We start from the raw sequence: 25,380 nt of genomic DNA, 5'->3' as shown, positions 1-25,380 counted from the left end.
GCCATGACGACGAACAGCCCTCCCTCGCTGCCCACCTATGACGATGTCGCCGCCGCCGCTCGCCGGCTGGAAGGCGTGGCCCACCGCACACCCATACTGCGCAGCCGCACCGCCGACGAGTTGCTGGGCGCCCAGCTGTTCTTCAAGTGCGAGAACCTGCAGCGCACGGGCGCCTTCAAGATACGCGGCGCCTACAACGCGCTGTCGCAGTTCACGCCCGAGCAGCGCAAGCGCGGCGCACTGGCCTTCTCCTCGGGCAACCATGCCCAGGCCGTGGCCCTGGCCGCGCAGATGCTGGACATGCCCGCGCTCATCGTCATGCCCGAGGATGCCCCCGCCTCCAAGATGGCAGCCACGCGCTCCTACGGCGCCCAGGTGGTGACCTATGACCGCTTCACCGAGGACCGCGAGGCCATCTCCCGCCGCCTGGCCGACGAGCGCGGCATGACGCTGATCCCGCCGTTCAACCACCGCGACGTGATCGCCGGCCAGGGCACGGCAGCCAAGGAACTGTTCGAAGAGGTGCCCGACCTGGACTACCTGTTCGTCTGCCTGGGCGGCGGCGGCCTGCTGTCGGGCAGCCTGCTGGCGGCCGGGCAACTGGCGCCGCGCTGCAAGGTCTACGGCGTCGAGCCCCAGGCCGGCGACGATGCCCGCCAGTCGCTGCGCGCAGGCCAGATCGTGCAGATCCCCACGCCCCACACCATTGCCGACGGCGCCCAGACCCAGTCCATCGGCGATATCACATTCGCCATCATCCGCGAGCATGTGGAAGATATCCTGGCCGTGGCGGACGAGCATCTGGTGCAGGCCATGCGCTTTTACGCGGAACGCAAGAAAATCGTGGTCGAACCCACGGGAGCGCTCTCGCTGGCGGGCGCCCTGCATGGCGGGGTTGCGCTGTCGGGCGCGCGCGTGGGCATTCTGATCAGCGGCGGCAATGTGGACCTGGCGCGCTACGCACGCTTTCTGCACGACTGAACCGCCCCCTGGCGCCGGCCGCAAATGCCGGCGCCCCTTTTTTCCAGAAGAAAACCATGAGTACTCTGCACCTGATCGACCACCCGCTGGTCCAACACAAGCTCACGCTGATGCGCCGCAAGGAAGCCAGCACCAACAGCTTTCGCCGCATGCTGGGCGAGCTGTCCACGCTGATGGCCTACGAGATCACGCGCGACATGCCGCTGCAGGACATCGAGATCGAAACCCCGCTGGAGACCATGACCGGCAAGGTCATCGACGGCAAGAAGCTGGTGCTGGTGTCCATCCTGCGCGCCGGCAACGGTTTCCTCGACGGCATGCTCAACGTCGTGCCCGGCGCGCGCATCGGCCACATCGGCCTGTACCGCGACCCCGAGACGCTGCAGCCCGTCGAGTACTACTTCAAGATGCCCTCCGAGATGGAAGAGCGCGACGTGCTGGTCGTCGATCCCATGCTGGCCACGGGCAATTCGGCCGCCGCCGCCGTGGCGCGCCTGAAGCAGCTGAACCCGAAGTCCATCAAGTTCATGTGCCTGCTGGCCGCGCCCGAAGGCGTGGCCACCATGCAAAAGGCCCATCCCGACGTGGACATCTACACGGCCGCCGTGGACCGCCAGCTGGACGCGCACGGCTACATCCTGCCGGGCCTGGGCGACGCGGGCGACCGCATCTTCGGCACCAAGTAGGCTTGGTGCACGCACCCACAAAAAAGCCGCACATCGTGCGGCTTTTTTGCTGGGGAGCGGGGGGCAGCGGGATCAATCCACCAGGCCCGCGTAGACGTGCTGCACGTCATCATCGTTCTCGATGCCGGCCAGGAAGTCCTGCACTTCCTCCTGCTGCTCGGCCGACAGGCTGGCCATGCTGACCGGCGTCTTGGCCTTGTAGCCCAGCTTGGCCGACAGCACCTTGAAGCCCTGGGCCGGCAGCGCCTTGCTCACGGTATCCAGGTCCGTCGGGTCGGTGATGAACAGCGTCGTGCCCTCTTCCTCGCCGGGCTCGAAGTCCTGTGCGCCGGCCTCGATGGCGGCCAGCTCGGCATCGGCACCGCCTTCGGGCTCGCCCTCGATCATGCCTACATGGTCGAAGTCCCAGGCCACGGCCGTCATCTGGCCCTTGCGGAAACACACGCGCATGTTGGGCGCCGTGCGGTTCACGTTGTCGGTCAGGCACTCGATCATCACGGGCACGCGGTTGGGGCCGTAGCCTTCATAGACCACGCGTTCGTAGTTGACGGCATCGGCACCCACGCCCGAGCCCTTCTTGATCGCACGCTCGAGCGTGTCCTTGGGCATGGAGGCCTTGCGGGCGGCTTCCACGGCCATGCGCAGGCGCGAGTTGCCTGCCGGATCGGCGCCGGCGCGCGCCGCGACGATGATTTCCTTGGCCAGCTTGCCAAACAGCTTTCCCTTGGCATCGGCGACCAGCGCCTTGCCCTTTGCTTTCCATTGCGCGCCCATGGCTGCTTTTCCCTTGCGGATTCTCTGGTGGGTAGGAGGCGCCGCCGACCGCCCCACGCAGGGACCCGGCCCGGCGCCGAAAGAGCGCTGTTTATACACCCGCGCAAGTGGCTGCGCGGGCTTTTTGCGCAGTGGTTGACAGGGCGCCGCTGGCTCTGGCCGCGTCGTGCATGATGTTTGCCAGATCAAAGTCGGCCGACTGCGATACAGCGCAGTCGGCCGGGCCGCATGCGCATCGTGCACAGTGACTAGCGCCTCGCGCCGGCACTGGCCGGCTGGCTTTACCTGCTGACGGACGCCCAGGACGGGCAGTTGCTGCGCGTCACCGCCACGCCCTGAGTCCCGTCACGCGCAGCGGCTCACTGCACGGTGATGCCGTTGGCCTTGACCACGGCATCCCAGCGCTTGCGCTCGGCCGCCACGAAGCCCGTGAAGGCGGCGGAGGAACTGCCCACGGGCGTCAGGCCCAGCTTTTCAAGGCTGGCGCGCGTGGCTGGCAAGGCCAGGGCCTTTTGCACCAGGTCCTGCAGCTTCTGCACGGTGTCGGGCGCCGTGCCCGCAGGCAGGAAAAAGCCGTTCCACTCCGTGACCTCGAAGCCCTTGATGCCGCTTTCCGCCACCGTGGGCACGTCGGGCAGGTCGGGCATGCGCTTGGCCGAGGACACGGCCAGCGCCTTGAGCTTGCCGCCCTTGACGTAATTGATGCTGGAGGCCGCGTTGGCAAAGTACACATCGACCTGGCCGCCCATGACATCGACGATGGCGGGCGCCCCGCCCTTGTAGGGAACGTGGACGGCATCGAACTTGGCGTCTGCCTTGAGCAGTTCCGTCGCCATCTGGGCCAGGCTGCCCGGACCGTAGGAGGCATAGGTGAGCCTGCCGGGCTTTTGCCGCGCGGCATTCATGAAGTCGGCCAGGCTGTTGTAGGGCGAGGACGGTGCGGCCACGAGGATGTTGGGCACACTGATGGCCTGGGACACGGCAATGAAATCCTTGGCCGGGTCATAGGGCAGCTTGCGCAACGCGGGATTGATGGCGAAGGACGATGCGTCATACAGCACCGTATAGCCATCGGCCTTGGCGCGCGCCACGAGGGCGGCACCGATGGCGCCGCTGGCGCCGGCCTTGTTGTCCACCACCACGGTCTGGCCCGAGACCTCGCCCAGCGCCTTGGCGATGATGCGCGCCGCATTGTCCGCACCGCCGCCGGCCGAGAACGGCACGACGACCGTGACGGCCTGCGCGGCCGGATAGTCGGCCGCATGCAGCGTGCCCTGGAACAGGCCCAGCCCCGCCCCAATACCCAAGGCCAGCATCGTCATGGCGGGCCGCAGTGTCTTGATCTTCTTCACGTTTCTGTCTCCTGTTGCTCAATGGTGAAAACCTGGCTGCGAGGCTTGCGTGCCCCGCGCCCTCAATCGAATCCGTACAGCTCGGCGGCGTTGTGCACCAGCACGCGCTCGCGCTGCGCCGCATCGGGAATCCAGCGCGACAGCAGCGCCAGCAGCGCCAGCAGCATGGGGGTCTGCGGCGGATGGGCAGCTTCGGTGACATGGGGCCAGTCGCTGCCCCAGACCAGGCGCTGCGGGGCCTCGGCCACCCAGGCCTGCGCCAGCGCGTCGCAGTCGGCATAGCCTGCGGCCAGGCCCGCCCGGCTGTTCAGATACGGCCCCGAGAGCTTGACCCAGGCCCTGCCCTGCTGCACCAGCCCGCGGACCACGCTGAAGGCGGGCTCGTGCACGCCAGCGCCGTCAGCACTGTCAGCGAGCCGCGCCATGTGGTCGAACACCAGGGTGCATGGCAGCCGCTGCAGCAGCGCCGCATGGGCCTCGATCTGGCTGGCCAGCCAGTGCAGCTGCACATGCCAGCCCAGCGCGGCTATGCGCTCGGCCAACGGCTCCAGCATGTCCAGCCGCACGGCTGCATCGTGCTCGGTGTGCAGCGAAAAGCGGATGCCGCGAATGCCGCCGTCATGCAGCGCCTGCAACTGTGCGTCCGTGATATCGGGGTGCACCACGGCAATGCCGCGCGTGCTTGCTGCGCCCAGCGACTGGATGGCGTTCAGCGTGGCCCGGTTGTCCGTGCCATGCGCACGCGGCTGGACGATGACGGCCCGCTCCAGCCCCATGCCGCCGCGCAGCTGCGCATAGTCGGCAGCCGTGGCATGGGCACCAAAACGCGTATCAAAGCGCGTATCAGAACGCGTACCAAAGCGCGGATCGAAGACATGCAGATGGGCGTCGCAGGCGCCTGCAGGCAGTGCGTGCATCAGCGGCTCTCTTGCGCAGCGGCCTTCAGCGCCTCGGTATGCTGGCCCAGCGTGGGCGCGGCAAAGGCCGGTGGGCCGGGCGTGCGGTCGAATTCGACGGCGCCGGCAAAGCCCCGGTAGCTGCCCAGGGTCGGGTGCTCGAAGCGGGTGACCATGCCCTCGGCCTGCACCTGCGGGTCGTCGAACATGTCTTCCACCGTGCGGGCCGCCGCGCAGGGCACTTCCTCGCCGAACAAGGCCTCCCATTCCAGCGCGCTGCGCCCCGCCAGCGCCTGGCGCAGCAGGGGCACCAGCACGTCGCGGTGCTGGGCGCGCTTGCGCACGGAGTCGTAGCGCTCGTCGCTGGCCACCTCGGGCAGATCCAGCTTGCGGCACAGCGCCGCCCAGAAATGCGCGGTGTTGGCCGAAATGTAGAGATATCCTTCGCGCGTCGGGTGGATGCCCGTGATGCCGCCCGAGCGCATGTCGCGCCCCACCTCGCGCGGCTCGCCCTCGGCCCAGACCATGCGTGCGGACTGCATGGTCAGCGCCGCGCGCAGCAGGGACACGCCCACATGCTGGCCCAGCCCGCTTTTCTCGCGCTCGTACAGCGCCGACGACACACCACCCGCCACCAGGGCCGAGGCGTAGTAGTCCACCACGGAGCCGTAGAGAATCTCGGGCGGCCCGCCTGCCTTGCCCTGCATGGCGCACATGCCGGTCATGGTCTGCAGCACCTGGTCGTAGCCCGCCTTGGCCTTGAGCGGCCCGCGGCTGCCATAGCCGGTGACGCTGCAATAGATGAGGCGTGGGTTGATGGCGGCCAGTTGCGCAAAACCGATGCCCAGCCGCTCGGGCACGCCGGGGCGGAAGTTGTGGACCAGCACATCGGCCTCGCGCACCAGGCGCAGCAGCACGGCATGGTCGGCCTCATCCTTCAGGTCCAGTACCATGCCCCACTTGCTGCGGTTCACGCCCAGGAAGGCGCGGCTTTCCGCTTCCAGCGTGGAGGGGTACTTGCGCAGGTTGTCGCCCACGGGCGGCTCGACCTTGATCACCTCGGCGCCCTGGTCCGCCAGCAGCGAGCAGCCATAAGGCCCCGCGATATAGGCGCTCAGATCCAGCACGCGCACACCGCTGAGCGGGCCTTTCGGTCCCTGGCGTTCACCGGGCACAAAACTCATTCGTTTCTCCTGATAGGGAAGCGGGAAGGCCTGGGGCGCCTCCCGCCAGCGGCCGGGTTCAATCGGCCTGGATATTGCGGTCCTTGGCGAGCTGCTTCCAGCGCGCCACGTCGCTGCGGATCACCTGTGCGAACTGCTGCGGCGTCACGGGGTTGGCAATGGCGCCTTCGCGCAGGAAGCTGGCCTGGATGGTCGGCTTGGCCAGCACCTGGTTCACGGCCTGGTTGAGGCGGTCCACGATGTCGGCGGGCGTGCCCGCAGGCGCCAGCAGCCCCCACCACAGATCGAATTCGTAGCCCGGGATGGCCGTTGCCATGGGCGTCAGGTCCGGCGCAACGGGGCTGGGCTTGAGGCTGGTGATGCCGATGGCGCGCAGCTTGCCGTTGCGCACCATGGGCAGGATGGAGGGGCCGCTGGAGACCAGCATCTGCACCTGGTTGCCGATCACGTCGGTCACGGCCGGACCCTGGCCCTTGTAGGGCACATGCATGATGTCCATGCCCGGCACCATGGAGCGCATCATCTCGGTCGCGAAGTGGTTGATGCTGCCGGTGCCCGAGGTGGCGTAGTTGAACTGGCCCGGGCTGGCCTTGATGGCGCGCACCAGATCCTGCGGCGTCCTGGCCGGGAATTCGTTGTTCACGGCCACCACCAGCGGGCCCTTGGCAAACATGGCCACGGGCGCCAGGTCCTTGACGGGGTCGAAGGGCATCTTGGCCTGTACCGCAGCATTCGTGGTCATGCTGGACGAGACCGCCACCAGCGTGTAGCCGTCCGCCGTCGCCTTGGCCACCGAGGCCGTGCCGGTGTTGCCGCTGGCGCCGGGCCGGTTGTCCACGATCACGGTCTGCTTGAGCAGATCGCCCATTTCCTTGGCCACCTGGCGTGCGAACACGTCGTTGGAGCCACCCGGCGGATAGGGAACCACCATGGTGATGGCCTTGGACGGGAAGGCGCCCTGCGCCATCAATCCCGGCGAAGCCAGCCCGGCCAGCGTGGCCACCGTTGTGGTGGCGGCCAGCGCCACCAGCCTGCGCCGCGCGCGGCAATGGGAAATGCTCATGTCTTTGTCTCCTGTACTGTTTCTTGTCATGGGGATGCCCGGCATGCGGGATGCCGGGGCACCGGATTGCCGGCCGCCCGTTCAGGCCGCCAGCAGCCCCTGTGCATGCGCCGCAGCCACGATGGCCTGGGCGCGCAGCACAAAGGGCTTGTCCACCATCTTTCCGTCCACCACATAGGCGCCCAGGGCGTTGGCATCTGCCTGGCGGGCCGCCTCCACCACCTTCAGGGCGTGCCCGATTTCCTGCTCGGTCGGCTGGTAGACCGCATTGGCCAGAGCGATCTGGCTGGGGTGTATGCAGGTCTTGCCCAGAAAGCCCAGGCCGCGCGACAGGCGTGCCTCGGCGCTGAAGCCCTCGCTGTCGCGGATGTCGGCAAAAGCGCCGTCGTAGGCGTAGACGCCGGCCTCGGCGGCGGCCATGCGCACGGCAAACAGCGCCTGGGCGATGGCGGCGGGCTCACGCCGGTTCACGCCAAAGGGCTCGAACAGATCGCCCAGACCCATCTGCAGGCCGGCCACGCTGGCATGGGCGCTAGCCAGTTCGGCAGCGCAGCGCAGGGCGCGGGGTGTTTCGATGTTGAGCAGCAGGCCAGGCGCCTGGGCCACGCCGTTGGCATCTGCCGCCTCGGCAATGCGCTGTGCGGCCTCGCGCACCTGCTGCACGGTCTCGGGCTTGGGCAGGTTGATGAGGTGCACGCCGTCGCGCACCATCTCGGCGATGTCGGCGCCGAAATGCGGCGTATCCATGGCGTTGACGCGCACGATCAGCGTCTTGCCATGGCCCCGGCTTTCAGGGCTGAGCAGGAAGCTGCGCAGCAGGCCGCGCGCCTCGTCCTTGCGGGCCTCGGCCACCGCGTCCTCCAGGTCGAAGGACAGTGCGTCGGCTTCGCCGGCCAGGGCCTTGGCGAACAGCTCGGGACGCGATGCGGGAACAAACAGTTTGCTTCTCATGCACCGCATTGTGGGCGGCAGAAAGCCAAGAGAAACACAGGTAATATTTGTTCAAACCACACAAATTCTTTGTTTATGGAAACCAGCTACCTGCACAGCTTCCTGCTCGTGGTCGAGACCGGCTCCATGGCCGAGGCCGCGCGGCGCCTGAACATCACGGCCGCCGCCGTGGCCCAGCAGATCCGCATCCTGGAGCGCGAGTTCGACGCCCCCCTGCTGGCCCGCGCAGGCCGCACCGTGCTGCCCACGCCAGCCGGCCACCGGCTGTCGCAATCGGCCCCGCTGCTGCTGCGCGAGCTGGCCAACGCCAAGACCCATGTCAACCATGAGGGCGCCGACGGCGAGCTGGTGATAGGCACCATCAACACGGCCCTGCACAGCCTGCTGCCCGACATCCTGGCGGGCTTTGTGAAGAAGTGCCCGCAGACCAAGGTGTTCCTGCGCTCGGCCACCACGCGCGAGCTGTACCAGGCCGTACAGCAAGGCGAGCTGGATGCCGCTGTCTGCCTGCACCCCTCCTTCGCCCTGGCCAAGACCTTCGACTGGACACTGCTGCGCGAGGAGCCGCTGGTGCTTCTGGTGCCGCACCAGCTGGCGCACCTGGACCCGCACACGCTGCTGCGCACCCAGCCGCTGATCCGCTATGACCGCAGCCTGGGCGGCGGGCAAATGGTGGAGCGCTACCTGCGCGCCGCGCAGATCGCGCCGCAGGAGCGCTTTGAACTGAGCTCGCTGGTGGCCATTGCCATGATGGTGGAGCGCGGCCTGGGCGTTTCGCTGGTGCCAGACACGGCACTGAACCTGCCCGATGGCCAGGGCGTGGTGCGCCTGGCCCTGCCCGAGGAATCGCAGTCGCGGCGCTTTGGCGTGATGTGGCTGCGCTCGTCGGCACGGCTGCCGCTGATCCACAGGCTGGTGGACTGCGCACGCACCGTGGTCAAGCAGCGCGGCGGCCCGCGCGCTGCCGCACGCGCAGCAACCAGGACACCGTAGCCCGCGCCGTCAGGACTCCGCCACGGCCGCCGTGGCAACCAGGTACTGGAACCTGCGCAGCACGGCCGACGCATCGCCCACGCGCGTGGCCAGATGCAGGGGAGCGGCCAGCCCGGGGCAATGGGACAGCCCACGGTAGACAATGCCGTCGCTGCGCAGGCGCTGCATGGAGGCCGGCACGATGGACAGCCCCAGCCCTGCCGAGACCAGGCTCAGCGTGGCCGTCATGCGCGGCGCCTCCTGCACCACGCGCGGACTGAAACCCGCCTCCAGGCAGGCCTTGAGAATGGCGTCGTACAGGCCCTGCCCTACCCTGCGCCGGTACAGCACGAAATCCTCCGAGGCGAGCTGCGGCAAAGGCACGGGCCGGCGCAATGGGCGTGCCAGCGCATGCCCTGCAGGCAGGGCCAGCAGCATGGGCTCCTCCAGAATCGGCACGGCCTGCAGCCCCTGGCTGCCATGCAGGGGCGAGCGCACAAAGGCCGCGTCCAGCCGCTCGTGCAGCAATGCATCCATGAGTTCACCCGTGCCCGCCTCCTCCAGCGCCACGGCCACGCCGGGCACCTGCTGGCGGAACATGCGCAGCACGCCCGGGACAAAGGGATGCAGCGCGGCAGAGCTGGTGAAGCCCACGGCCAGCCGGCCCGTTTCGCCCCGGGCGGCGCGGCGCACCACCTCGGGCAGCACGTCACAGCGCTCCAGCAGCGCCTTGGACTCTTCCAGCAGCGCCAGCCCCGCCGCCGTGGGCCGCACGCCGCGCGGCAGGCGCTGCACCAGCTCCACGCCCAATTCGTGTTCCAGGCCCTGCAGCAATCGCGTCAGCGGCGGCTGCTGCATGCCCAGGCGCTCGGCCGCACGCGTGATGTGGCCTTCCTCGGCGATGGCGACAAAGGCGCGCAGTTGGCGAAGCTCGGGCACATCAATACTTTCAAGGTATGGGAAGACTTCAATTGTGGCATTTGCAATCATGGATGGACGGATTTACGCTCGCGCCCCACAAACACACCTACATGAAAGGCAACACGATGACCTGGTCCGCAAAGCAGTACACAACGTTCGAGCAGGAGCGCACGCGCCCCGTGCGCGACCTGGTGGCCGCCATTCCCGATCTGCCTGGCCGCGCCGTGCGGCTGGCCGTGGACCTGGGCTGCGGCCCCGGCAACTCCACCGAGGTCCTGGCCCAGCGCTTCCCCGGGGCCACCGTGACGGGACTGGACAATTCCGAGGACATGCTGAATGCCGCACGCAAGCGGCTGCCGGGCACGGCCTTCTCACTGGCCGACATCGCCACCTGGCAGCCCGACCAGCCGCAGGACGTGATCCTGGCCAATGCCTCGCTGCAGTGGCTGCCCGACCACCAGCAGCTTTACCCGCGCCTCGTCAGCCACCTGGCACCCGGTGGCAGCCTGGCCGTGCAGACACCGGACAACCTGGAAGAACCTGCCCACCGGCTGGCGCGCGAAGTGGCCGCCAGCGGCCCATGGGCCGCTACGATTGGCGATGTGCGCCACCCCGCACGGCACAGCGCGGACTTCTACTACGCCCTGCTTCGCCCGCACTGCAGCAACGTCGATGTCTGGCGCACCACCTACTTCCATCCGCTGGCGGGCGGCCATGCTGCGGTGGTTGAGTGGTTCAAGGGTTCGGCGCTGCGTCCGTTCGTTGCGCCGCTGGACGAGGAGCAAAAGGCCGGCTTCTACGCAGCGTATCTGCAGGCCATCTCCCAGGCCTACCCCGCGCTGGACGATGGCACGGTGCTGCTGCCCTTCCCCAGGCTGTTCATCGTGGCCAGCCGCTGAAGCGGTGTGCCTTCAGCCCTCAGCGCCCAGGATGCGGCTCGATGAGATCCCACAGATTGCCGTAGATGTCTTCGAACACGGCCACGGTGCCGTGGGGCTTGCGCTGGGGGTCCTGCACAAAGCGCACGCCCCGCGAGCGGTAGGCCTCGAAGTCGCGCAGGCAGTCGTCGGTCTGCAGGAACAGGAACACGCGCCCGCCGGTCTGGTTACCCACGCGCGCGGCCTGTTCCTCATTCGTGGCGCGGGCCAGCAGCAGGCGCACACCGCCGCCACCCGGGGCCACGGCGACCCAGCGCTTGCCCTCGGACAGGGCGATGTCCTCGATCAGCACGAAGCCCAGCGCGCCCACATAAAAGCGCAGCGCCTCGTCATAGTCGCGCACGGCGACGCTCACCTGTCCTATCACCTGGGGCATGGAATCCTTTGCAGCAATGGTGCGGTCCTCGGACCGCGGGGCAGCGAGGATAACGGAGCCCTGTCAATGCCCTGCCGCCCTGGCCCGTAAGCCCTGCGGCTGGCCCCACAATGGCGGCTTGCAATTGCCTCGTGAGGGACGGGAATCCATGCTGAATGCCTTGTGGCTGGGCTTTTTTCTGGTGGCGGCCGTGGCTGCGCTGGCCCAATGGCTGGTCGGCGGCCAGGCCGGGATTTTCTCGGCCATGGTGCAGGCGCTGTTTGCCATGGCCAGGCTGTCGGTCGAGGTCATGGTGCTGCTGTTCGGCACGCTGACGCTGTGGCTGGGCTTTCTGCGCATCGCAGAGAAGGCCGGCGTGGTGGAGTGGCTGGCGCGCGTGCTGGGCCCGTTGTTCGCCAGGCTCATGCCCGAGGTGCCGCGCGGCCATCCGGCCCTGGGCCTGATCACGCTGAACTTCGCGGCCAACGGGCTGGGACTGGACAACGCGGCCACGCCCATGGGCCTGAAGGCCATGCGCTCGCTGCAGGAGCTCAATCCGCGGCCCGACACCGCCACCAATGCGCAGATCCTGTTCCTGGTGCTCAATGCGTCGTCGCTGACCTTGCTGCCCGTGACCATCTTCATGTACCGCATGCAGCAGGGTGCGCCCGATCCCACCCTGGTCTTTCTGCCGATCTTGCTGGCCACCTCGGCCTCGACCCTGGTCGGCCTGCTGGCCGTGGCCGCCGTGCAGCGGCTGCCGCTGTGGAGCCCCGTGGTGCTGGGCTACCTGCTGCCGCTGGGCCTGGCGCTGGCGGGCTTCATGGCCTTTCTGGCCACGCTGTCGGCGGCTGCACTGGCCCAGCTGTCATCGCTGCTGGGCAACCTGACGCTGTTTGCCCTGATCGTGCTGTTCGTCACCCTGGGCGCCTGGCGCAAGGTCGCGGTCTACGACAGCTTCATCGAAGGCGCCAAGGAAGGCTTTGACGTGGCCAAGGGCCTGCTGCCCTACCTGGTGGCCATGCTCTGCGCCGTGGGCGTGTTCCGCGCATCGGGTGCGCTGGAGTATGCGCTGTCGGGCATACGCTGGGTGGTCGATGCCCTGGGCATGGACGCCCGCTTCGTGGACGCCCTGCCCACGGCCCTGGTCAAACCCTTCTCGGGCAGCGCGGCGCGCGCCATGCTGATCGAGACCATGCAGACGCAGGGCGTGGACAGCTTCGCCGCCCTGGTGGCCGCCACCATCCAGGGCAGCACCGAAACCACCTTCTACGTCCTGGCCGTCTACTTCGGCGCCGTGGGCATACAGCGCGCCCGCCATGCCGTGCCCTGCGCCCTCATCGCCGAACTGGCCGGCGTGGTGGCGGCCATCGTGGTCTGCTACAAATTTTTCGGATGAAGGCACAAATGGGCGCTGCGCCTGAAGCCGACGCGGCCCAAGGCGAGGAAGACCGAGCAAGGGCCTACGCCGGCCGCCCCGGCTAGCCTCGCCCCGCCGCGAGGGTGTCGCACCTCTCGGGAGAAGCCGCGCAGCGGCTCAGAGGGGACTAAAGTTCCGGCATGATCGCCTCGGCATAGTCATACAGCGCCCCCAGGATCTCCTCGCCGCGCTCGTCGGCAGTTTCCGATAGCTGATCGACCATGGCAAACATCTGCTCGGCCGTGCGTGCGCCGCCCTTGCCTTCGATCAGGCAGGCCGCGCAGTGCTGCAGCCAGCGCTGGCGCTCGGCAGGGTTCAGGCTGGCGGGGAAGTTGCGGGCGCGGTAGCGGAACAGCAGTTCGGTCAGGCGGGCATCGTCGAAGCCCGTGCGGTCCAGCGCCAGCTCCTGCGCGGACAGGCTGCGCAGGTGGTTCAGGCGTCGCCGGTCTTCATTGCCCACAAAGCCGCCGTACAGGTCCTGGTCGGCATCCAGCCCTTCCTGCGCAGGGCGCTGGTGAACGGCACGCCACAGCGCGCTCATGTCGGGCAGGTCACGTGCAATGGCCGCATGGCCCATGCACTGCTCCACATCGATGCCCCATTGCGCGGCCATGGCCGGGCTCAGCGTCTTGAGGCTGCCGACCACCATGGGCGACTTGTTGACGTGGATGCTCTTGATGGGCAGGCGCTGCACGCCCTCGGGCAGGTCGGCCGCGCGCGAGAACAGGCGCAGGCGCAGCGTGTCCACGTCGATGGAGGCCAGCTCGGACGGGTCCTGCGCCAGATCCCAGCAGATGATCTCGTTCTTGTTGGTGGGGTGCGTGGCCAGCGGCCACATGACGGCGATGCAGCCGCGCTCGGGCCGGATCATGCCGCTGACGTGCAGGAAGGGCCGTGCATGCGCCGGCTCGGCCGGCAGGCCCATTTCCTGCAGCACGCGGTCCTTCTTGTGCAGCGAGAAGGCGAAGTCGAACAATCTGGGCTGGACCTTGCGGATCAGCCGCGCCAGCCCGATGGTGGCGCGCACGTCGGACAGCGCGTCGTGCGCCTTCTCGTGCAGGAGGCCGTTGGCGCGGGCCAGGTCCTCGAGCTTGAAGCTTGGAGATCCATCCTCCTTTTTCGGCCAGACAATGCCTTCGGGGCGCAGCGCATAGACCATGCGCACCACGTCGAGCAGGTCCCAGCGCCCGCAGCCGTTTTGCCATTCGCGCGCATAGGGGTCGATGAGGTTGCGCCAGAACATGAAGCGCGTGATCTCGTCGTCAAAACGGATGGTGTTGTAGCCCACGCCCACGGTGCCTGCCTGGGCCAGTTCTGCCTCGATGCGGGCGGCGAACTGGGCCTCGGGCATGCCCTGCTCCAGGCATTGCTGGGGGGTGATGCCGGTGATCAGGCAGGACTGCGGATCGGGCAGGTAGTCGCCTGCCGGCTGGCAGTACCACATGACGGGTTCGCCGATTTCATTGAGTTCCGCATCGGTGCGGATGCCCGCGAATTGCGCGGGCCGGTCATAGCGCGGCTGGGCGCCGAAGGTCTCGTAGTCGTGCCAGAAGAAGGTATGGGCCATCGGGCGAGTATGCCTGCGAAAAACGGGCTACCAGCCCTCACAACAGGGGCGAACACAGCCGCGCGCCCGAGTCGAACAGGCGCAGCGCAAAGCCCAGGTCACGCTTGAAATGCACGCGCTGGGCCTGCTCCAGATCGGCCTCGAACTGCTTGGCCAGATCGCCGTTGAGCGCAGGCCCGTAGGCGATGGCGCAGACCTCGTAGTTCAGGAAGAAGCTGCGGTAGTCGAAGTTGGCCGTGCCGATGATGGCGATGTTGTCATCCACCACCAGGGTCTTGGAGTGCAGCATGCGTGCCTTGTACTCGTAGACGCGCACGCCGCAGCGGATCAGCTCGTCGTAGTAGGAGCGCGCGGCCGCCGTGACCAGGGCCGAGTCCGAACGGCGCGGCACCAGCAGCTGCACATCGACACCACGCAGCGAGGCATTGGTGAGCGCTGCCAGCGCGGCCTCCGTCGGCACGAAGTACGGTGTGGTCAGCCACACACGCTCCTCGGCCGCGTTGATGGCCGCCAGATGGGCGCGGTAGATGGCCTGCAGGCCGTTGTCGGGGCCCGAGGTGATGATCTGCACGGGCAGCGGGCCCTCGGGCGCGTCCGGCAGCAGCAGGTCGATGTCGGCGGGCTCGTTCTTGGGGTCCTTTTCCAGCGCATAGGCCCAGTCTTCGAGGAACACGGTCTGCAGCCAGTTGACGATGGCGCCCTCCAGGCGCAGGTGCACGTCGTGGTAGGCATCGGGCATGACACGCGCGTTCTCTTCATCGGTCACGTTGACGCCGCCCGTGAAGCCCACCTTGCCGTCGCACACCAGGATCTTGCGGTGGGTACGGAAGTTGATGACCGGGCGCAGCCGCCGGCCGATCTTGGTGCCATGGAACAGCGCGACCTCGGCGCCCGCATCCTCCAGCGGCTGCAGAAAGCGCCGTCCCAGCTTCTTGGAACCCAGGGCATCCACCAGCAGGCGCACCTGTATGCCTGCGCGGGCCCGCTGTATCAGCAGGTCGCGCAGGGCCGTGCCGGTCTGGTCCGGCTCGAAGATGTAGTACTCCAGGTGGATGTGGTGGCGCGCCGCATTCACCGCCTCGATGATGGCGTCGAAGGTGGCAGCACCGCCCACCAGCAGCCGCAGGTCGGCGGCCGTGCTCACGGGAAAGTCGCTGGTGGCCGCCACCAGCCGCGCAACCTGGTGCAGGCGCTCCGAGCTGCCCGGCATGCGCTCGCGCAGGCGCTGCACGCCTGTTCGCACACGCGATGTCTTTCGCGCACGCAGCCGCTTGATGCGCTGGCGCTTGAGCCGCTGCGGGCCGAAGAAGTAGTAAATGGCCAACCCGCCCACGGGAATCGCCGCCATGGACAGAAGCCAGCTCAGCGTGGCCACGGGCGCGCTGCGCTGCAGAAGGATCCACACCGCGACGATCACCACATAGACCGACCAGGTCACCGACAGCAGCAGCAGCGCATTCTCATGGGTCAGGTACTGACGAAGCCACTCCACAAAGACTCCTTCGGGCGGATCAAAGAAAAAGCCGGCAGCCCGGGGGGCTGTCGGCTTGCGCGATGGGCATCAGGCGATGCACATCAGTCGGCGGTGGCCTCTTTGGGCTCGGCCGGCTCGGAAGCCGGGTCCTGCTTGGGCTGGGGCGTGATGTCGAGCTTGACTTCGCCCTTGTCGGCATCGTCGGCGTCGGCCACCCAGTCCACTTCCAGGCGGCCACCGTCGACCAGCTGCCCGAACAGCAGCTCGTCGGCCAGCGAACGCCGGATGGTGTCCTGGATCAGGCGCTGCATGGGGCGGGCGCCCATGAGCGGATCGAAGCCCTTCTTGGCCAGGTGCTTGCGCAGCGCATCGGTGAAGGTGACCTCCACGCGCTTTTCGGCCAGTTGCTGCTCCAATTGCAGCAGGAACTTGTCGACCACGCGCAGGATGACCTGCTCGTCCAGCGGCTTGAAGCTGACGATGGCGTCCAGACGGTTGCGGAACTCCGGAGTGAACAGGCGCTTGATGTCGCCCATTTCGTCGCCGGCCTGGCGCGGGTTGGTGAAGCCGATCGAGGCCTTGTTGATGGTCTCGGCGCCCGCATTCGTGGTCATGATGAGGATCACGTTGCGGAAATCGGCCTTGCGCCCGTTGTTGTCCGTCAGCGTGCCGTGGTCCATGACCTGCAGCAGCACGTTGAAGATGTCCGGATGCGCCTTCTCGATTTCGTCGAGCAGCAGCACCGAATGCGGCTTCTTGGTCACGGCCTCGGTCAGCAGACCGCCCTGGTCAAAGCCCACATAGCCCGGAGGCGCGCCGATCAGGCGGCTGACGGCGTGACGCTCCATGTACTCCGACATGTCGAAGCGGATCAGGTCCACGCCCAGGATGTAGGCCAGCTGCTTGGCCGCTTCCGTCTTGCCCACGCCCGTGGGGCCCGAGAACAGGAAGGAGCCGATCGGCTTGTCCGGCTTGCCCAGGCCCGAGCGCGCCATCTTGACCGAGGAGGCCAGCGCTTCCAGCGCCTTGTCCTGGCCGAAGACCACGCTCTTGAGGTCGCGCTCCAGCGTCTGCAGCTTGCTGCGGTCGTCGTTGGACACGTTGGCAGGCGGAATGCGCGCGATCTTGGCCACGATGGCCTCGATCTCGGCCTTGTCGATGGTCTGCTTGCGCTGCTCCACCGGGATGATGCGCTGCGCGGCACCGGCCTCATCGATCACGTCGATGGCCTTGTCGGGCAGGTGGCGGTCATTGATGTACTTGGCCGACAGCTCGGCCGCAGCCTGCAGGGCGGCGGCGGCGTACTGCACGCTGTGGTGTTCCTCGAAGCGCGACTTCAGGCCCTTGAGGATGTCCACGGTCTCGGCCACGGTGGGCTCGACCACGTCGACCTTCTGGAAACGCCGCGACAGCGCCGCATCCTTTTCGAAGATGCCGCGGTACTCGGTGAAGGTGGTCGCGCCGATGCACTTGAGCTGGCCGCTGGACAGCGCCGGCTTGAGCAGGTTGGACGCGTCCAGCGTGCCGCCCGAAGCGGCGCCCGCGCCGATCAGCGTGTGGATTTCGTCGATGAACAGGATGGCGTTTGGCCGGTCCTTGAGCGACTTGAGCACGCCCTTGAGGCGCTGCTCGAAATCACCACGGTACTTGGTGCCCGCCAGCAGCGCGCCCATGTCCAGCGAATAGACCACGGCTTCGGTCAGCACCTCGGGCACCTTGCCCTCGGTGATGCGCCAGGCCAGGCCTTCGGCGATCGCCGTCTTGCCCACGCCGGCCTCGCCGACCAGCAGAGGGTTGTTCTTGCGGCGGCGGCACAGGATCTGGATGGTGCGTTCGACCTCGTAGTCGCGCCCGATCAGCGGATCGATCTTGCCGTCCTTGGCCGCCTGGTTGAGGTTCAGCGTGAACTGCTCCAGGGGCGAAGCCTTTTCGTTGCGCTCGCCGCCGGCGCCCTCTTCGGACTCGGCAGGGTTTTCGGCCTTGGCGGGCTCGGGCGGTTCGCCCTTCTTGATGCCGTGGGCAATGAAATTGACCACGTCCAGACGCGTCACGCCCTGCTGGTGCAGGTAGTAGACGGCGTGCGAATCCTTCTCGCCGAAGATGGCCACGAGCACGTTGGCGCCCGTGACTTCCTTCTTGCCGTTGCCGGTGGATTGCACATGCATGATGGCGCGCTGAATCACACGCTGGAAACCCAGCGTGGGCTGTGTGTCCACCTCATCGGAGCCTGCCACCTGGGGCGTGTTGTCCTTGATGAAGTTGGACAGGGCCGAGCGCAGGTCATCGATGTTGGCTGAGCAGGCGCGCAGCACTTCCGCTGCACTGGGGTTGTCCAGCAGGGCCAGCAGCAGGTGTTCCACGGTGATGAACTCGTGGCGCTGCTGGCGCGCTTCGACAAAGGCCATGTGCAAGCTGACTTCCAGTTCCTGGGCGATCATTGATGACTCCTTTTCGCTTGCTGGGGATTATTGACTGCAACCATAAATCAGGGCGGCCCGGGTTTATTCAACAGGCTCGAACATCGCCTGCAACGGATGGCCTGCCTTCTGGGCCGCCTGCAGCACCTGTTCGACCTTGGTGGCCGCCACGTCGCGCGAGTACACGCCGCAGACGCCGCGGCCATCCAGATGGATCTTGAGCATGATCTGGGTGGCCGTTTCGCGGTCCTTACCGAAGAGTTCCTGCAGGACGATGATGACGAATTCCATGGGCGTGAAGTCATCGTTGAGCATCACGACCTGGTACATCTGCGGCGGCTGGACGCGCTGGCGTCGCCGCTCCAGCACCACGGCGCCGTCATCGTCGGACACGGGCCGCACTGTAGGGATGGCAGGAGGGATCGAAGGGGGTTGGGTTGCCATGAAAATCATTCTAGCCATCGGAGCCACTGTTTTCCGGAAGGGATATGCGAGGCATGCCTGAAGAATTCAAGCGCGGTGCCCGCCCGGGCCGGCAAGCACGCACCAAAGCAGTGCCTGCTCGCCGCCATCGGGCGCTGCGCCACCTTGCGGGTTATTCGTAGACCACCTTGACCTGGGCACTGCCGGCCTGGGCGTACCAGGCCGCCAGGGCCGCATCGCTGGGATAGAAGCGGCTGGCATCGCCCAGCGCCAGCTCGCAGCTGGCCGAGCCGCGCTCGTCCTCGCAGACAAGCCCCAGGCGCACTTTCATGCCGCGTTGCAGCTCGCCGTGCTCGCCCTGCTCCACCACGGCGGGGAACTGGCGCAGCAGGCCAAGCACGTCAGGCATCTTCTCGCCCACGCTGACCTGCAGGTAGCGCGCAAAACGGCAGCGCGCGTCTGCCAGATTCCACAGCTGCTGGGCCTTCATGCGCAGGCCGCCGCTGAAATGGTCGAGCTGCAGGCGCCCGGTGATGACGACGAATTCATCGTCCTTGAGCAGTTCGCGGTAGGTGTTGAGCGTGTTCTCGTCGACCGAGGCCTCGATCACGCCCGAGCCGTCATCGATCTTGAACAGGCCCAGCCGCCCACGCTGGCCGTTGATGGCGCGGAAGTCGCTGATGATCCCGGCCAGCGTCTGGGGCTCGCGGCTGTCGCGCAGCTCGGCCAGGGGCGTGCGCACGAAGCGGCGCACCTCTTTCTCGACCTCGTCGAACAGGTGGCCCGAGAGGTAGAAGCCCACCGCCGTCTTTTCCTGGGTCAGCCGCTCCTTCACGCCCCAGGGCAGTGCCTCGACCAGCGGCGGCTCCTGGGTGCTGGAGCCCACGGCGTCATCGCCCATCATGTCGAACAGGCCGCCCTGGTTGGCATTGGCCAGCGTCTTGTTGCCGAACTCGAAGGCATGGTCGATGGAGGCCACCAGCGACGCCCGGTTGAGCTCGATGGCGTCGAAGGCGCCGCCCTTGATCAGGGCTTCCAGCGTGCGCTTGTTCAGGCGCGTGCGGTCCACGCGCACGCAGAAGTCGGCCAGGCTCTTGAAAGGTCCCTTGTCGGCGCCGCGCGGCCCCACGCCGCGGCCTTCACGCGCCGCAACGATGGCCTCGATGGCCTGCTGGCCCGTGCCCTTGATGGCGCCCAGGCCGTAGCGGATGACCTTGTCGGTGACGGGCTCGAAACGGTACATGCCGCGGTTGACGTCCGGCGGCTCGAAGCTGATGCCCATCTTGAGCGCGTCCTCGTACAACACCTTGAGCTTGTCGGTGTTGTCCATTTCCACGGTCATGTTCCCGCAGTAGAACTCGGCCGTGTAGTGCACCTTGAGCCAGGCCGTGTGGTAGGCCAGCAGCGAGTAGGCGGCGGCGTGCGACTTGTTGAAGCCGTAGCCCGCGAACTTCTCCATCAGGTCGAAGACCTCGTCGGCCTTTTCCTCGCTGATGCCCTGCTTGGCCGCGCCCTCGCGGAAGATCCCGCGGTGCATGACCATTTCCTCGACCTTCTTCTTGCCCATGGCTCGGCGCAAGAGGTCGGCGCCGCCCAGCGAGTAGCCGCCCAGCACCTGGGCGGTCTGCATCACCTGCTCCTGGTAGACCATGATGCCGTAGGTCTCGGCCAGCACCTGCTCGACCAGCGGGTGCGGGTACTCCACCACTTCCTTGCCGTGCTTGCGCGCAACGAAGCTGGGGATCAGGTCCATGGGGCCCGGACGGTACAGCGCGTTCAGTGCGATCAGGTCTTCCAGGCGGCTGGGCTTGGCGTCGCGCAGCATGCCCTGCATGCCGCGCGATTCAAACTGGAACACGGCTTCGGTCTTGCCCTCGGAGAACAGGTGGTAGGTGCGCGCATCGTCCAGCGGGATGTTCTCGAAGGCGAAGTTCTCCTGGCCCTTGTGGCGCTTGATGATGAACTCGCGCGCGATCTCCAGGATGGTCAGCGTGGCCAGGCCCAGAAAGTCGAACTTCACCAGGCCCACGGCCTCCACATCGTCCTTGTCGTACATGGCCACGGCCGAGTCGCTGCCCGGCTGCTGGTACAGCGGGCAGAAGTCGGCCAGCTTGCCCGGAGCGATCACCACGCCGCCCGCGTGCATGCCGATGTTGCGAGTCATGCCTTCGAGCTTCTGGGCCATTTCGATCAGGGTCTTGACGTCTTCTTCTTTTTCGATGCGCTCGGCCAGCATGGGCTCGGCCTCGATGGCGTAGGTGTACTTGTCGCCCTCCTTCTTCGGGTTGGGCGGGTATTTGAGCGTGACGTGCAGGCCCGGCTTGTTGGGAATGAGCTTGGAGATGCCGTCGCAGAAGGTGTAGCTCATGTCCAGCACGCGGCCCACATCGCGGATGGCCGCGCGCGCGGCCATGGTGCCGAAGGTGGCGATCTGGCTGACGGCGTCGCGGCCGTAGAGCTGCTTCACATAGTCGATGACGCGGTCGCGGTTGGCCTGGCAGAAGTCCACGTCGAAGTCGGGCATGGACACGCGCTCGGGGTTCAGGAAGCGCTCGAACAGCAGGTTGTATTCCAGCGGATCCAGGTCGGTGATCTTGAGCACGTAGGCCACCAGCGAGCCCGCGCCCGATCCGCGGCCCGGCCCCACGGGGCAGCCGTTGAGCTTGGCCCACTTGATGAAGTCGCCCACGATGAGGAAGTAGCCCGGAAAGCCCATCTTGAGGATGGTGCCGATCTCGAATTCCAGCCGTTCCACGTAGCGCGGGCGCTGCGCCTCGCGCTTGGCGGGATCGGGATACAGATGGGTCAGGCGGTCTTCCAGGCCGTTGAAGGATTCGCTACGGAAGAACTCGTCCATGGTCATGCCGTCAGGCACGGGGAAATTGGGCAGCTGCGGCTTGCCCAGCACCAGGGTCAGGCTGCAGCGGCGCGCGATTTCCACGGTGTTGGCAATCGCGCTGGGAATGTCGGCGAACAGCGCCTGCATCTGCGCTGCGGTCTTGAAATGCTGGTCGCGCGTGAAGCGGCGCACGCGCTTGGGGTTGGCCAGGATCTCACCCTCGGCGATGCACACGCGCGCTTCGTGGGACTCGTAGTCGTCGGGGCCGAAGAACTGGATGGGGTGCGTGGCCACCACAGGCAGGTTCAGCCGCTCGGCCAGTTGCACGGCAGCCAGCACGTGCGCCTCATCGTCCTGGCGGCCGGCGCGCTGCAGTTCGATGAAGAAGCGGTGCGGGAACATGCCTGCCAGCCGCTGGGCCACGGCGGCTGCGCCGGCCTCGTCGCCGCGCATCAGCGCCTGGCCCACGGGGCCGGCCTGGGCACCGGCCAGCACGATCAGCCCCTCGCCCAGCTCCTGCAGCCAGGCCCAGGTGTGCACGGCCTGGCCCTTGACCACGTTGCGGGTCCAGCCACGGGCCAGCAGTTCGGACAGGTTGTGGTAGCCCAGCGGGCTTTGCACCAGCACGATGATGCGCGAGACGGCGGCGCCGTTCTCGCCTTCGATCTGAATTTCCGCGCCCAGCACGGGCTTGACGCCCTTGGCCCGCCCTTCGCGGTAGAACTTGACGCCGCCAAACAGGTTGTTGAAGTCTGTGACGGCCAGTGCGACCTGCCCATCCTCGGCGGCGGCCTTGACGATGGCATTGATGCGGTTGGTTCCGTCCACGACGGAGAATTCGGTGTGCAGGCGCAAATGGACAAACATATGGGCGCCATTGTAGAAAGCTCCGCAAGGCCGGGACCCGTTCACGGCCATGCCTTTGCCGCCGCCCCCGCCTGCGGGGCGGGCATCGCAGGCCGTTACAATGCTTCGGCCCGGTTGCGGGAAAATCAGGCTTTGTGCGGCCCCTCAGCGCGGCCCGCGTCCCTGCCCGCCAACCCTCTCACTGCCCTTCGATTGCCCGAGAAACGTCCACCATGCAGCGTATTCCCCTGTCCATCGTTCCCGCCATGCTGGTTGCAGGCGTTCTGACAGCCTGCTCCAGTACGCAGCAAGACCCTACTGCCAAGTGGACCCCGGACCGCATCTATACCGAGGCCCGCGACGAAGCCGCCTCCGGCGCGTTCGACAAGGCCGTTCCGCTGTTCGAGAAGCTCGAAGGCCGTGCCGCCGGCACGCCCTTGGCCCAGCAGGCCCAGCTCGACAAGGCTTATGCCCAGTACAAGAGCGGCGACAAGATCCAGGCCACCGCCACGCTGGACCGCTTCCTGAAGCTGCATCCGGCCAGCCCCGCCACCGACTACGCCCTCTACCTGAAGGGCCTGGTCAACTTCAATGACAACCTGGGCATGTTCTCCTGGCTGTCGCGCCAGGATCTGTCCGAGCGTGACCAAAAGGCCGCCAAGGACTCGTTCGAGTCCTTCCGCGAGCTGGTGACGCGCTTTCCCGAGTCGCGCTACGCCGAGGATTCGCGGCTGCGCATGCAGTACATCGTCAATTCGCTGGCGCAGTACGAAGTGCATGTCGCCCGCTACTACTACGGACGCGGCGCCTACGTGGCCGCCATCGCGCGCGCGCAGACGGCCGTCAAGGACTACCAGGGCGTGCCCGCCGTGCGCGAGGCCATGCAGATCCTGGTGAATTCATACGACGCCCTGGGCATGACGCAGTTGCGCGACGACGCGCAACGCGTGCTGACCGCCTCCTACGGCCAGGAGTCCGACCAGGACCTCACGGCAAAGCAGAAGTCGTGGTGGAAGCTGTGGTGATCTGCGGCGCAGGCTGCGCCAGCGCCTGCAGGGCCTGAACAAAGGCCGCCTCGTCCACGAGGGTCCGCATGGGCGGCAGCGCGGCACGCAGCCGCCGCCCGTAACCCATGGTGGCCAACCGGGAATCACAGACCACGAGCACGCCGCGATCCGTCTCACGCCGGATCAGGCGGCCAGCGCCCTGCTTGAGCGCCATGGCGGCCTCGGGCAGCATGTAGTCGGCAAAGGCCTGACGCCCCACGGATTCCAGACTGCGCGAACGCGCCTCGACCAGCGGATCGTCGGGCGGCGGAAACGGCAGCTTGTCGATGACCACCAGCTGCAGCGCATCGCCCGGCAGGTCCACCCCCTCCCAGAAAGTGGCAGAGGCCACGAGAATGCAGCCCCGCCCCGGGCTTGCGCCCGCGCCTTGCGCGCCGTCCCTGCCCTCCTTGCCTTCTCCGGCCGCGATAAAGCGCTCGATCAAGGCCAGCTTGGGCGCCTGCCCCTGGACCAGCACATCCAGTTCACCAAACAGCCCCAGCGACTGCTGCAGCGCATCGCCTATGGCGTGCAGCGCCCGCAGCGTGGTCGTCAGCACCAGCGTACGCCCGCCCAGGCGCTGGGCGGCATCCAGCGCCAGGCGCGCCACCTCGGTGCTGTGCGTGGCACTGCCGGCCTGGGCGAAGGGCCGGGGCACGTAGAGCGCTGCCTGCCTCGCATAGTCAAAGGGACTGTCCACGCGCAGCACCTGGGCCTCGCGCAGGCCGCAGGGCTCGGTGAACCAGCTCAGGCGCTCGTCGTCACCCAGCGTGGCCGAGGTGAAGATCCACGCGGTGCCAGATGGCTGCCGAGGCAGGCCTGCAGCTTCGTGAACGGGCGCGGGCGCGCCTTCTTCCTGTTCTTGTGGCTCTGGCTCTGGCTCGGGCTGTGCATCCTCTCGCTCCTGGTCTTCCAATCCCTCCTGCTCCTGCGTCAACCCCAGCAGCCGCGTGCGCATGATGTGCGCAATGGTCAGCGGAGACTCCAGCATGCGCATCTGCTGGCTGCCCAGCTCCAGCCAGCGCACCGTGTCCTGCACGGCGGCTGCGGCAAAGGTGGCCAGGCGCCGCAGCAGCGCGTTGCCGCGCTCGAACAGCCTGCGCAGTTCGGGGTCGCTGACCTGCAGTTGCACCAGCGGCTCCAGCAGTGCCCGCAGGCTGCGCCCCAGTGTGACCAGGGCGGTGCGCCAGCGCTGCGCGTCCAGTCCCTGCGGCGTCACGCCCTGCCAGGGCAGGCGCCCGCCCACCGGGGGCTTGCCTGCCGCCAGGCGCAGCTCGCGCAAGGCCTGCTCCACACGTGCCGAAAGCTGCATCCAGTCGGCCATGCCGCGCGCCAGTTCCTGGCCGGCGCGCAGCACATCGCGGGCATAGCCCGTCAGTTGCTGGCCCGACAGGCTCTGGCCCGCGAACTGCACGCCGGTGTCGTTGAGCTGGTGGGCCTCGTCCACAACGACCACGCCCACGCTGGGCAGCAACTGGGCCACGCCCGACTCGCGCACATCCAGGTCGGCAAACATCAGGTGGTGGTTGATGACCACCACGTCGGCCTCCAGCGCAGCGCGGCGGGCCAGGTTGACATGGCAGTCCTGCCAATGCGGGCAGTCGGAACCCAGGCAGTTGTCGCGTGTGGAAGTGACCAGGGGCAGCGCGGGCGAGCGCTCGTCCAGCGCGGGCAACTCGCCCAGGTCGCCCGTACGCGTGGTGCGTGCCCATCGCTCGACCAGGGCCACGCTGCGCAGCACCTGCGGGTCCTGCGGCGCCGTGCGGCCCTGGCGCACACGCTCCAGCCGCTCCATGCACAGGTAGGCGCTGCGGCCCTTGAGGCGCGCCATGCGCAGCGGCATGCCCAACGCGGCAACGAGGCGCGGCAGATCGCGGGCATACAGCTGATCCTGCAGCGCGCGCGTGGCCGTGGACACCAGCACGCGCTGGCCGCTGAGCAGGGCCGGCACCAGGTAGGCATAGGTCTTGCCCACGCCCGTGCCGGCCTCGACCACCAGGGTCTGGCGCTGCTCGATGGCCTGGGCCACGGCCAGGGCCATGCGGGTCTGCCCCTCACGCGGCAGGAACAGCGCCTCGGCGCGCGACAGCAGGCCTTGCGGCGCGAAGGCCGCCTGCACGGCGGCGGTCAGGGAATGCAAAGGGCGGGTCCGTTTGTTGAAAAAGAGAGCGCCGCCGGGGTGCGGCGGGCCAGCGCCGGGGACGGTGCTCCGATAATATGCGCCATGACATTGGTGTGCCCATCCACCGCCCCAAGAGCCCACCAAACCAGAGAC

At 67.4% G+C, this 25,380-nt stretch carries 20 protein-coding genes; 6 read left to right on the top strand and 14 right to left on the bottom strand.

Annotation, left to right across the window (positions count from 1 at the left end; all coding sequences use genetic code 11):
• The first annotated feature begins 3 nt into the window (after window positions 1-3).
• The gene (locus tag IAE24_RS16045) at window positions 4-981 is read left to right on the top strand and encodes a threo-3-hydroxy-L-aspartate ammonia-lyase (protein ID WP_034398468.1); all 978 of its coding nucleotides are present in this window, start codon (window positions 4-6) and stop codon (window positions 979-981) included.
• Between the two features lie 56 nt (window positions 982-1,037).
• Window positions 1,038-1,667, top strand: a complete 630-nt coding sequence (upp, locus tag IAE24_RS16040) for a uracil phosphoribosyltransferase (protein ID WP_012205354.1) — start codon at window positions 1,038-1,040, stop codon at window positions 1,665-1,667.
• A 72-nt stretch (window positions 1,668-1,739) separates the two neighbouring features.
• Here the strand turns inward: upp and IAE24_RS16035 are convergent, their stop codons facing one another.
• From IAE24_RS16035 to IAE24_RS16010, 6 genes are all read right to left on the bottom strand, one after another.
• A complete protein-coding gene (locus tag IAE24_RS16035) occupies window positions 1,740-2,441 on the bottom strand; it encodes a YebC/PmpR family DNA-binding transcriptional regulator (RefSeq protein WP_012205353.1) in 702 nt (233 codons plus the stop codon).
• 359 nt (window positions 2,442-2,800) lie between these two features.
• Window positions 2,801-3,793: a tripartite tricarboxylate transporter substrate binding protein gene (locus tag IAE24_RS16030; RefSeq protein ID WP_199960826.1), complete on the bottom strand. Its 993-nt coding sequence runs from the start codon at window positions 3,791-3,793 to the stop codon at window positions 2,801-2,803.
• Window positions 3,794-3,855: 62 nt separating this feature from the next.
• Window positions 3,856-4,710 (bottom strand): amidohydrolase family protein, encoded by an 855-nt coding sequence (locus IAE24_RS16025; RefSeq protein ID WP_199960824.1) that lies wholly within the window; start codon window positions 4,708-4,710, stop codon window positions 3,856-3,858.
• Window positions 4,710-5,873 carry a CoA transferase gene (locus IAE24_RS16020; protein ID WP_012205349.1) on the bottom strand — a complete coding sequence of 388 codons (1,164 nt, stop codon included), beginning with the start codon at window positions 5,871-5,873 and terminating at the stop codon, window positions 4,710-4,712. Before IAE24_RS16020 ends, IAE24_RS16025 begins: the two co-directional genes overlap by 1 nt.
• A gap of 58 nt (window positions 5,874-5,931) precedes the next feature.
• Window positions 5,932-6,936, bottom strand: coding sequence for a tripartite tricarboxylate transporter substrate binding protein (locus IAE24_RS16015; protein ID WP_199960823.1), 1,005 nt, complete (start codon window positions 6,934-6,936; stop codon window positions 5,932-5,934).
• A gap of 81 nt (window positions 6,937-7,017) precedes the next feature.
• Window positions 7,018-7,887 (bottom strand): HpcH/HpaI aldolase/citrate lyase family protein, encoded by an 870-nt coding sequence (locus IAE24_RS16010; protein WP_034393039.1) that lies wholly within the window; start codon window positions 7,885-7,887, stop codon window positions 7,018-7,020.
• 75 nt (window positions 7,888-7,962) lie between these two features.
• Here IAE24_RS16010 and IAE24_RS16005 point away from each other — a divergent pair, with 75 nt between their 5' ends.
• Window positions 7,963-8,880 carry a LysR family transcriptional regulator gene (locus IAE24_RS16005; protein WP_013802646.1) on the top strand — a complete coding sequence of 306 codons (918 nt, stop codon included), beginning with the start codon at window positions 7,963-7,965 and terminating at the stop codon, window positions 8,878-8,880.
• A gap of 9 nt (window positions 8,881-8,889) precedes the next feature.
• On the opposite strand, the gene IAE24_RS16000 is transcribed toward IAE24_RS16005, so the two are convergent.
• Complete coding sequence (locus IAE24_RS16000; RefSeq protein ID WP_199960822.1) at window positions 8,890-9,798, bottom strand: LysR family transcriptional regulator; 909 nt, start codon at window positions 9,796-9,798, stop codon at window positions 8,890-8,892.
• 107 nt (window positions 9,799-9,905) lie between these two features.
• Here IAE24_RS16000 and tam point away from each other — a divergent pair, with 107 nt between their 5' ends.
• Window positions 9,906-10,679, top strand: coding sequence for a trans-aconitate 2-methyltransferase (tam, locus tag IAE24_RS15995; protein WP_199960821.1), 774 nt, complete (start codon window positions 9,906-9,908; stop codon window positions 10,677-10,679).
• 19 nt (window positions 10,680-10,698) lie between these two features.
• Here the strand turns inward: tam and IAE24_RS15990 are convergent, their stop codons facing one another.
• The gene (locus IAE24_RS15990) at window positions 10,699-11,094 is read right to left on the bottom strand and encodes a VOC family protein (protein ID WP_199960820.1); all 396 of its coding nucleotides are present in this window, start codon (window positions 11,092-11,094) and stop codon (window positions 10,699-10,701) included.
• A 148-nt stretch (window positions 11,095-11,242) separates the two neighbouring features.
• Here IAE24_RS15990 and IAE24_RS15985 point away from each other — a divergent pair, with 148 nt between their 5' ends.
• The gene (locus IAE24_RS15985; protein WP_063326291.1) at window positions 11,243-12,472 is read left to right on the top strand and encodes a nucleoside recognition domain-containing protein; all 1,230 of its coding nucleotides are present in this window, start codon (window positions 11,243-11,245) and stop codon (window positions 12,470-12,472) included.
• A 148-nt stretch (window positions 12,473-12,620) separates the two neighbouring features.
• Here the strand turns inward: IAE24_RS15985 and sbcB are convergent, their stop codons facing one another.
• From sbcB to dnaE, 5 genes are all read right to left on the bottom strand, one after another.
• Window positions 12,621-14,060, bottom strand: a complete 1,440-nt coding sequence (gene sbcB, locus IAE24_RS15980; protein ID WP_123691143.1) for an exodeoxyribonuclease I — start codon at window positions 14,058-14,060, stop codon at window positions 12,621-12,623.
• A gap of 37 nt (window positions 14,061-14,097) precedes the next feature.
• On the bottom strand, window positions 14,098-15,552 hold the full coding sequence (cls, locus tag IAE24_RS15975) for a cardiolipin synthase (RefSeq protein ID WP_012205340.1): 1,455 nt from the start codon (window positions 15,550-15,552) through the stop codon (window positions 14,098-14,100).
• An 83-nt stretch (window positions 15,553-15,635) separates the two neighbouring features.
• Window positions 15,636-17,972 (bottom strand): ATP-dependent Clp protease ATP-binding subunit ClpA, encoded by a 2,337-nt coding sequence (clpA, locus tag IAE24_RS15970; protein ID WP_012205339.1) that lies wholly within the window; start codon window positions 17,970-17,972, stop codon window positions 15,636-15,638.
• 63 nt (window positions 17,973-18,035) lie between these two features.
• Window positions 18,036-18,413, bottom strand: a complete 378-nt coding sequence (gene clpS / locus IAE24_RS15965) for an ATP-dependent Clp protease adapter ClpS (RefSeq protein WP_012205338.1) — start codon at window positions 18,411-18,413, stop codon at window positions 18,036-18,038.
• Window positions 18,414-18,546: 133 nt separating this feature from the next.
• Window positions 18,547-22,080: a DNA polymerase III subunit alpha gene (gene dnaE / locus IAE24_RS15960; RefSeq protein WP_043820947.1), complete on the bottom strand. Its 3,534-nt coding sequence runs from the start codon at window positions 22,078-22,080 to the stop codon at window positions 18,547-18,549.
• 212 nt (window positions 22,081-22,292) lie between these two features.
• Here dnaE and IAE24_RS15955 point away from each other — a divergent pair, with 212 nt between their 5' ends.
• Complete coding sequence (locus IAE24_RS15955) at window positions 22,293-23,084, top strand: outer membrane protein assembly factor BamD (protein ID WP_012205336.1); 792 nt, start codon at window positions 22,293-22,295, stop codon at window positions 23,082-23,084.
• Here the strand turns inward: IAE24_RS15955 and IAE24_RS15950 are convergent.
• Window positions 23,047-25,245, bottom strand: a complete 2,199-nt coding sequence (locus tag IAE24_RS15950) for an ATP-dependent DNA helicase (protein WP_199960819.1) — start codon at window positions 25,243-25,245, stop codon at window positions 23,047-23,049. The two genes, IAE24_RS15955 and IAE24_RS15950, sit on opposite strands and share 38 nt — an antisense overlap.
• Window positions 25,246-25,380 lie beyond the last annotated feature (135 nt).

The sequence above is a fragment of the Delftia sp. S65 genome, assembly GCF_016516495.1.
GTDB classification, from domain to species: domain Bacteria; phylum Pseudomonadota; class Gammaproteobacteria; order Burkholderiales; family Burkholderiaceae_C; genus Comamonas; species Comamonas acidovorans.
Note: the sequence above shows the minus strand (reverse complement) of the source record. Positions and strands in the feature narration are given on the sequence as shown.

Bases quoted from the DNA above. Each gene is read 5' to 3' on its own strand.
- IAE24_RS16035 (WP_012205353.1), bottom strand. From the start codon at position 2,441: ATGGGCGCGCAATGGAAAGCAAAGGGCAAGGCGCTGGTCGCCGATGCC.
- IAE24_RS16025 (WP_199960824.1), bottom strand. From the start codon at position 4,710: ATGCACGCACTGCCTGCAGGCGCCTGCGACGCCCATCTGCATGTCTTC.
- IAE24_RS16045 (WP_034398468.1), top strand. From the start codon at position 4: ATGACGACGAACAGCCCTCCCTCGCTGCCCACCTATGACGATGTCGCC.
- tam (WP_199960821.1), top strand. From the start codon at position 9,906: ATGACCTGGTCCGCAAAGCAGTACACAACGTTCGAGCAGGAGCGCACG.
- IAE24_RS16020 (WP_012205349.1), bottom strand. From the start codon at position 5,873: ATGAGTTTTGTGCCCGGTGAACGCCAGGGACCGAAAGGCCCGCTCAGC.
- IAE24_RS15955 (WP_012205336.1), top strand. From the start codon at position 22,293: ATGCAGCGTATTCCCCTGTCCATCGTTCCCGCCATGCTGGTTGCAGGC.
- upp (WP_012205354.1), top strand. From the start codon at position 1,038: ATGAGTACTCTGCACCTGATCGACCACCCGCTGGTCCAACACAAGCTC.
- clpA (WP_012205339.1), bottom strand. From the start codon at position 17,972: ATGATCGCCCAGGAACTGGAAGTCAGCTTGCACATGGCCTTTGTCGAA.
- IAE24_RS16010 (WP_034393039.1), bottom strand. From the start codon at position 7,887: ATGAGAAGCAAACTGTTTGTTCCCGCATCGCGTCCCGAGCTGTTCGCC.
- sbcB (WP_123691143.1), bottom strand. From the start codon at position 14,060: ATGGCCCATACCTTCTTCTGGCACGACTACGAGACCTTCGGCGCCCAG.
- IAE24_RS15985 (WP_063326291.1), top strand. From the start codon at position 11,243: ATGCTGAATGCCTTGTGGCTGGGCTTTTTTCTGGTGGCGGCCGTGGCT.
- clpS (WP_012205338.1), bottom strand. From the start codon at position 18,413: ATGGCTAGAATGATTTTCATGGCAACCCAACCCCCTTCGATCCCTCCT.
- IAE24_RS16015 (WP_199960823.1), bottom strand. From the start codon at position 6,936: ATGAGCATTTCCCATTGCCGCGCGCGGCGCAGGCTGGTGGCGCTGGCC.
- IAE24_RS16005 (WP_013802646.1), top strand. From the start codon at position 7,963: ATGGAAACCAGCTACCTGCACAGCTTCCTGCTCGTGGTCGAGACCGGC.
- dnaE (WP_043820947.1), bottom strand. From the start codon at position 22,080: ATGTTTGTCCATTTGCGCCTGCACACCGAATTCTCCGTCGTGGACGGA.
- IAE24_RS15990 (WP_199960820.1), bottom strand. From the start codon at position 11,094: ATGCCCCAGGTGATAGGACAGGTGAGCGTCGCCGTGCGCGACTATGAC.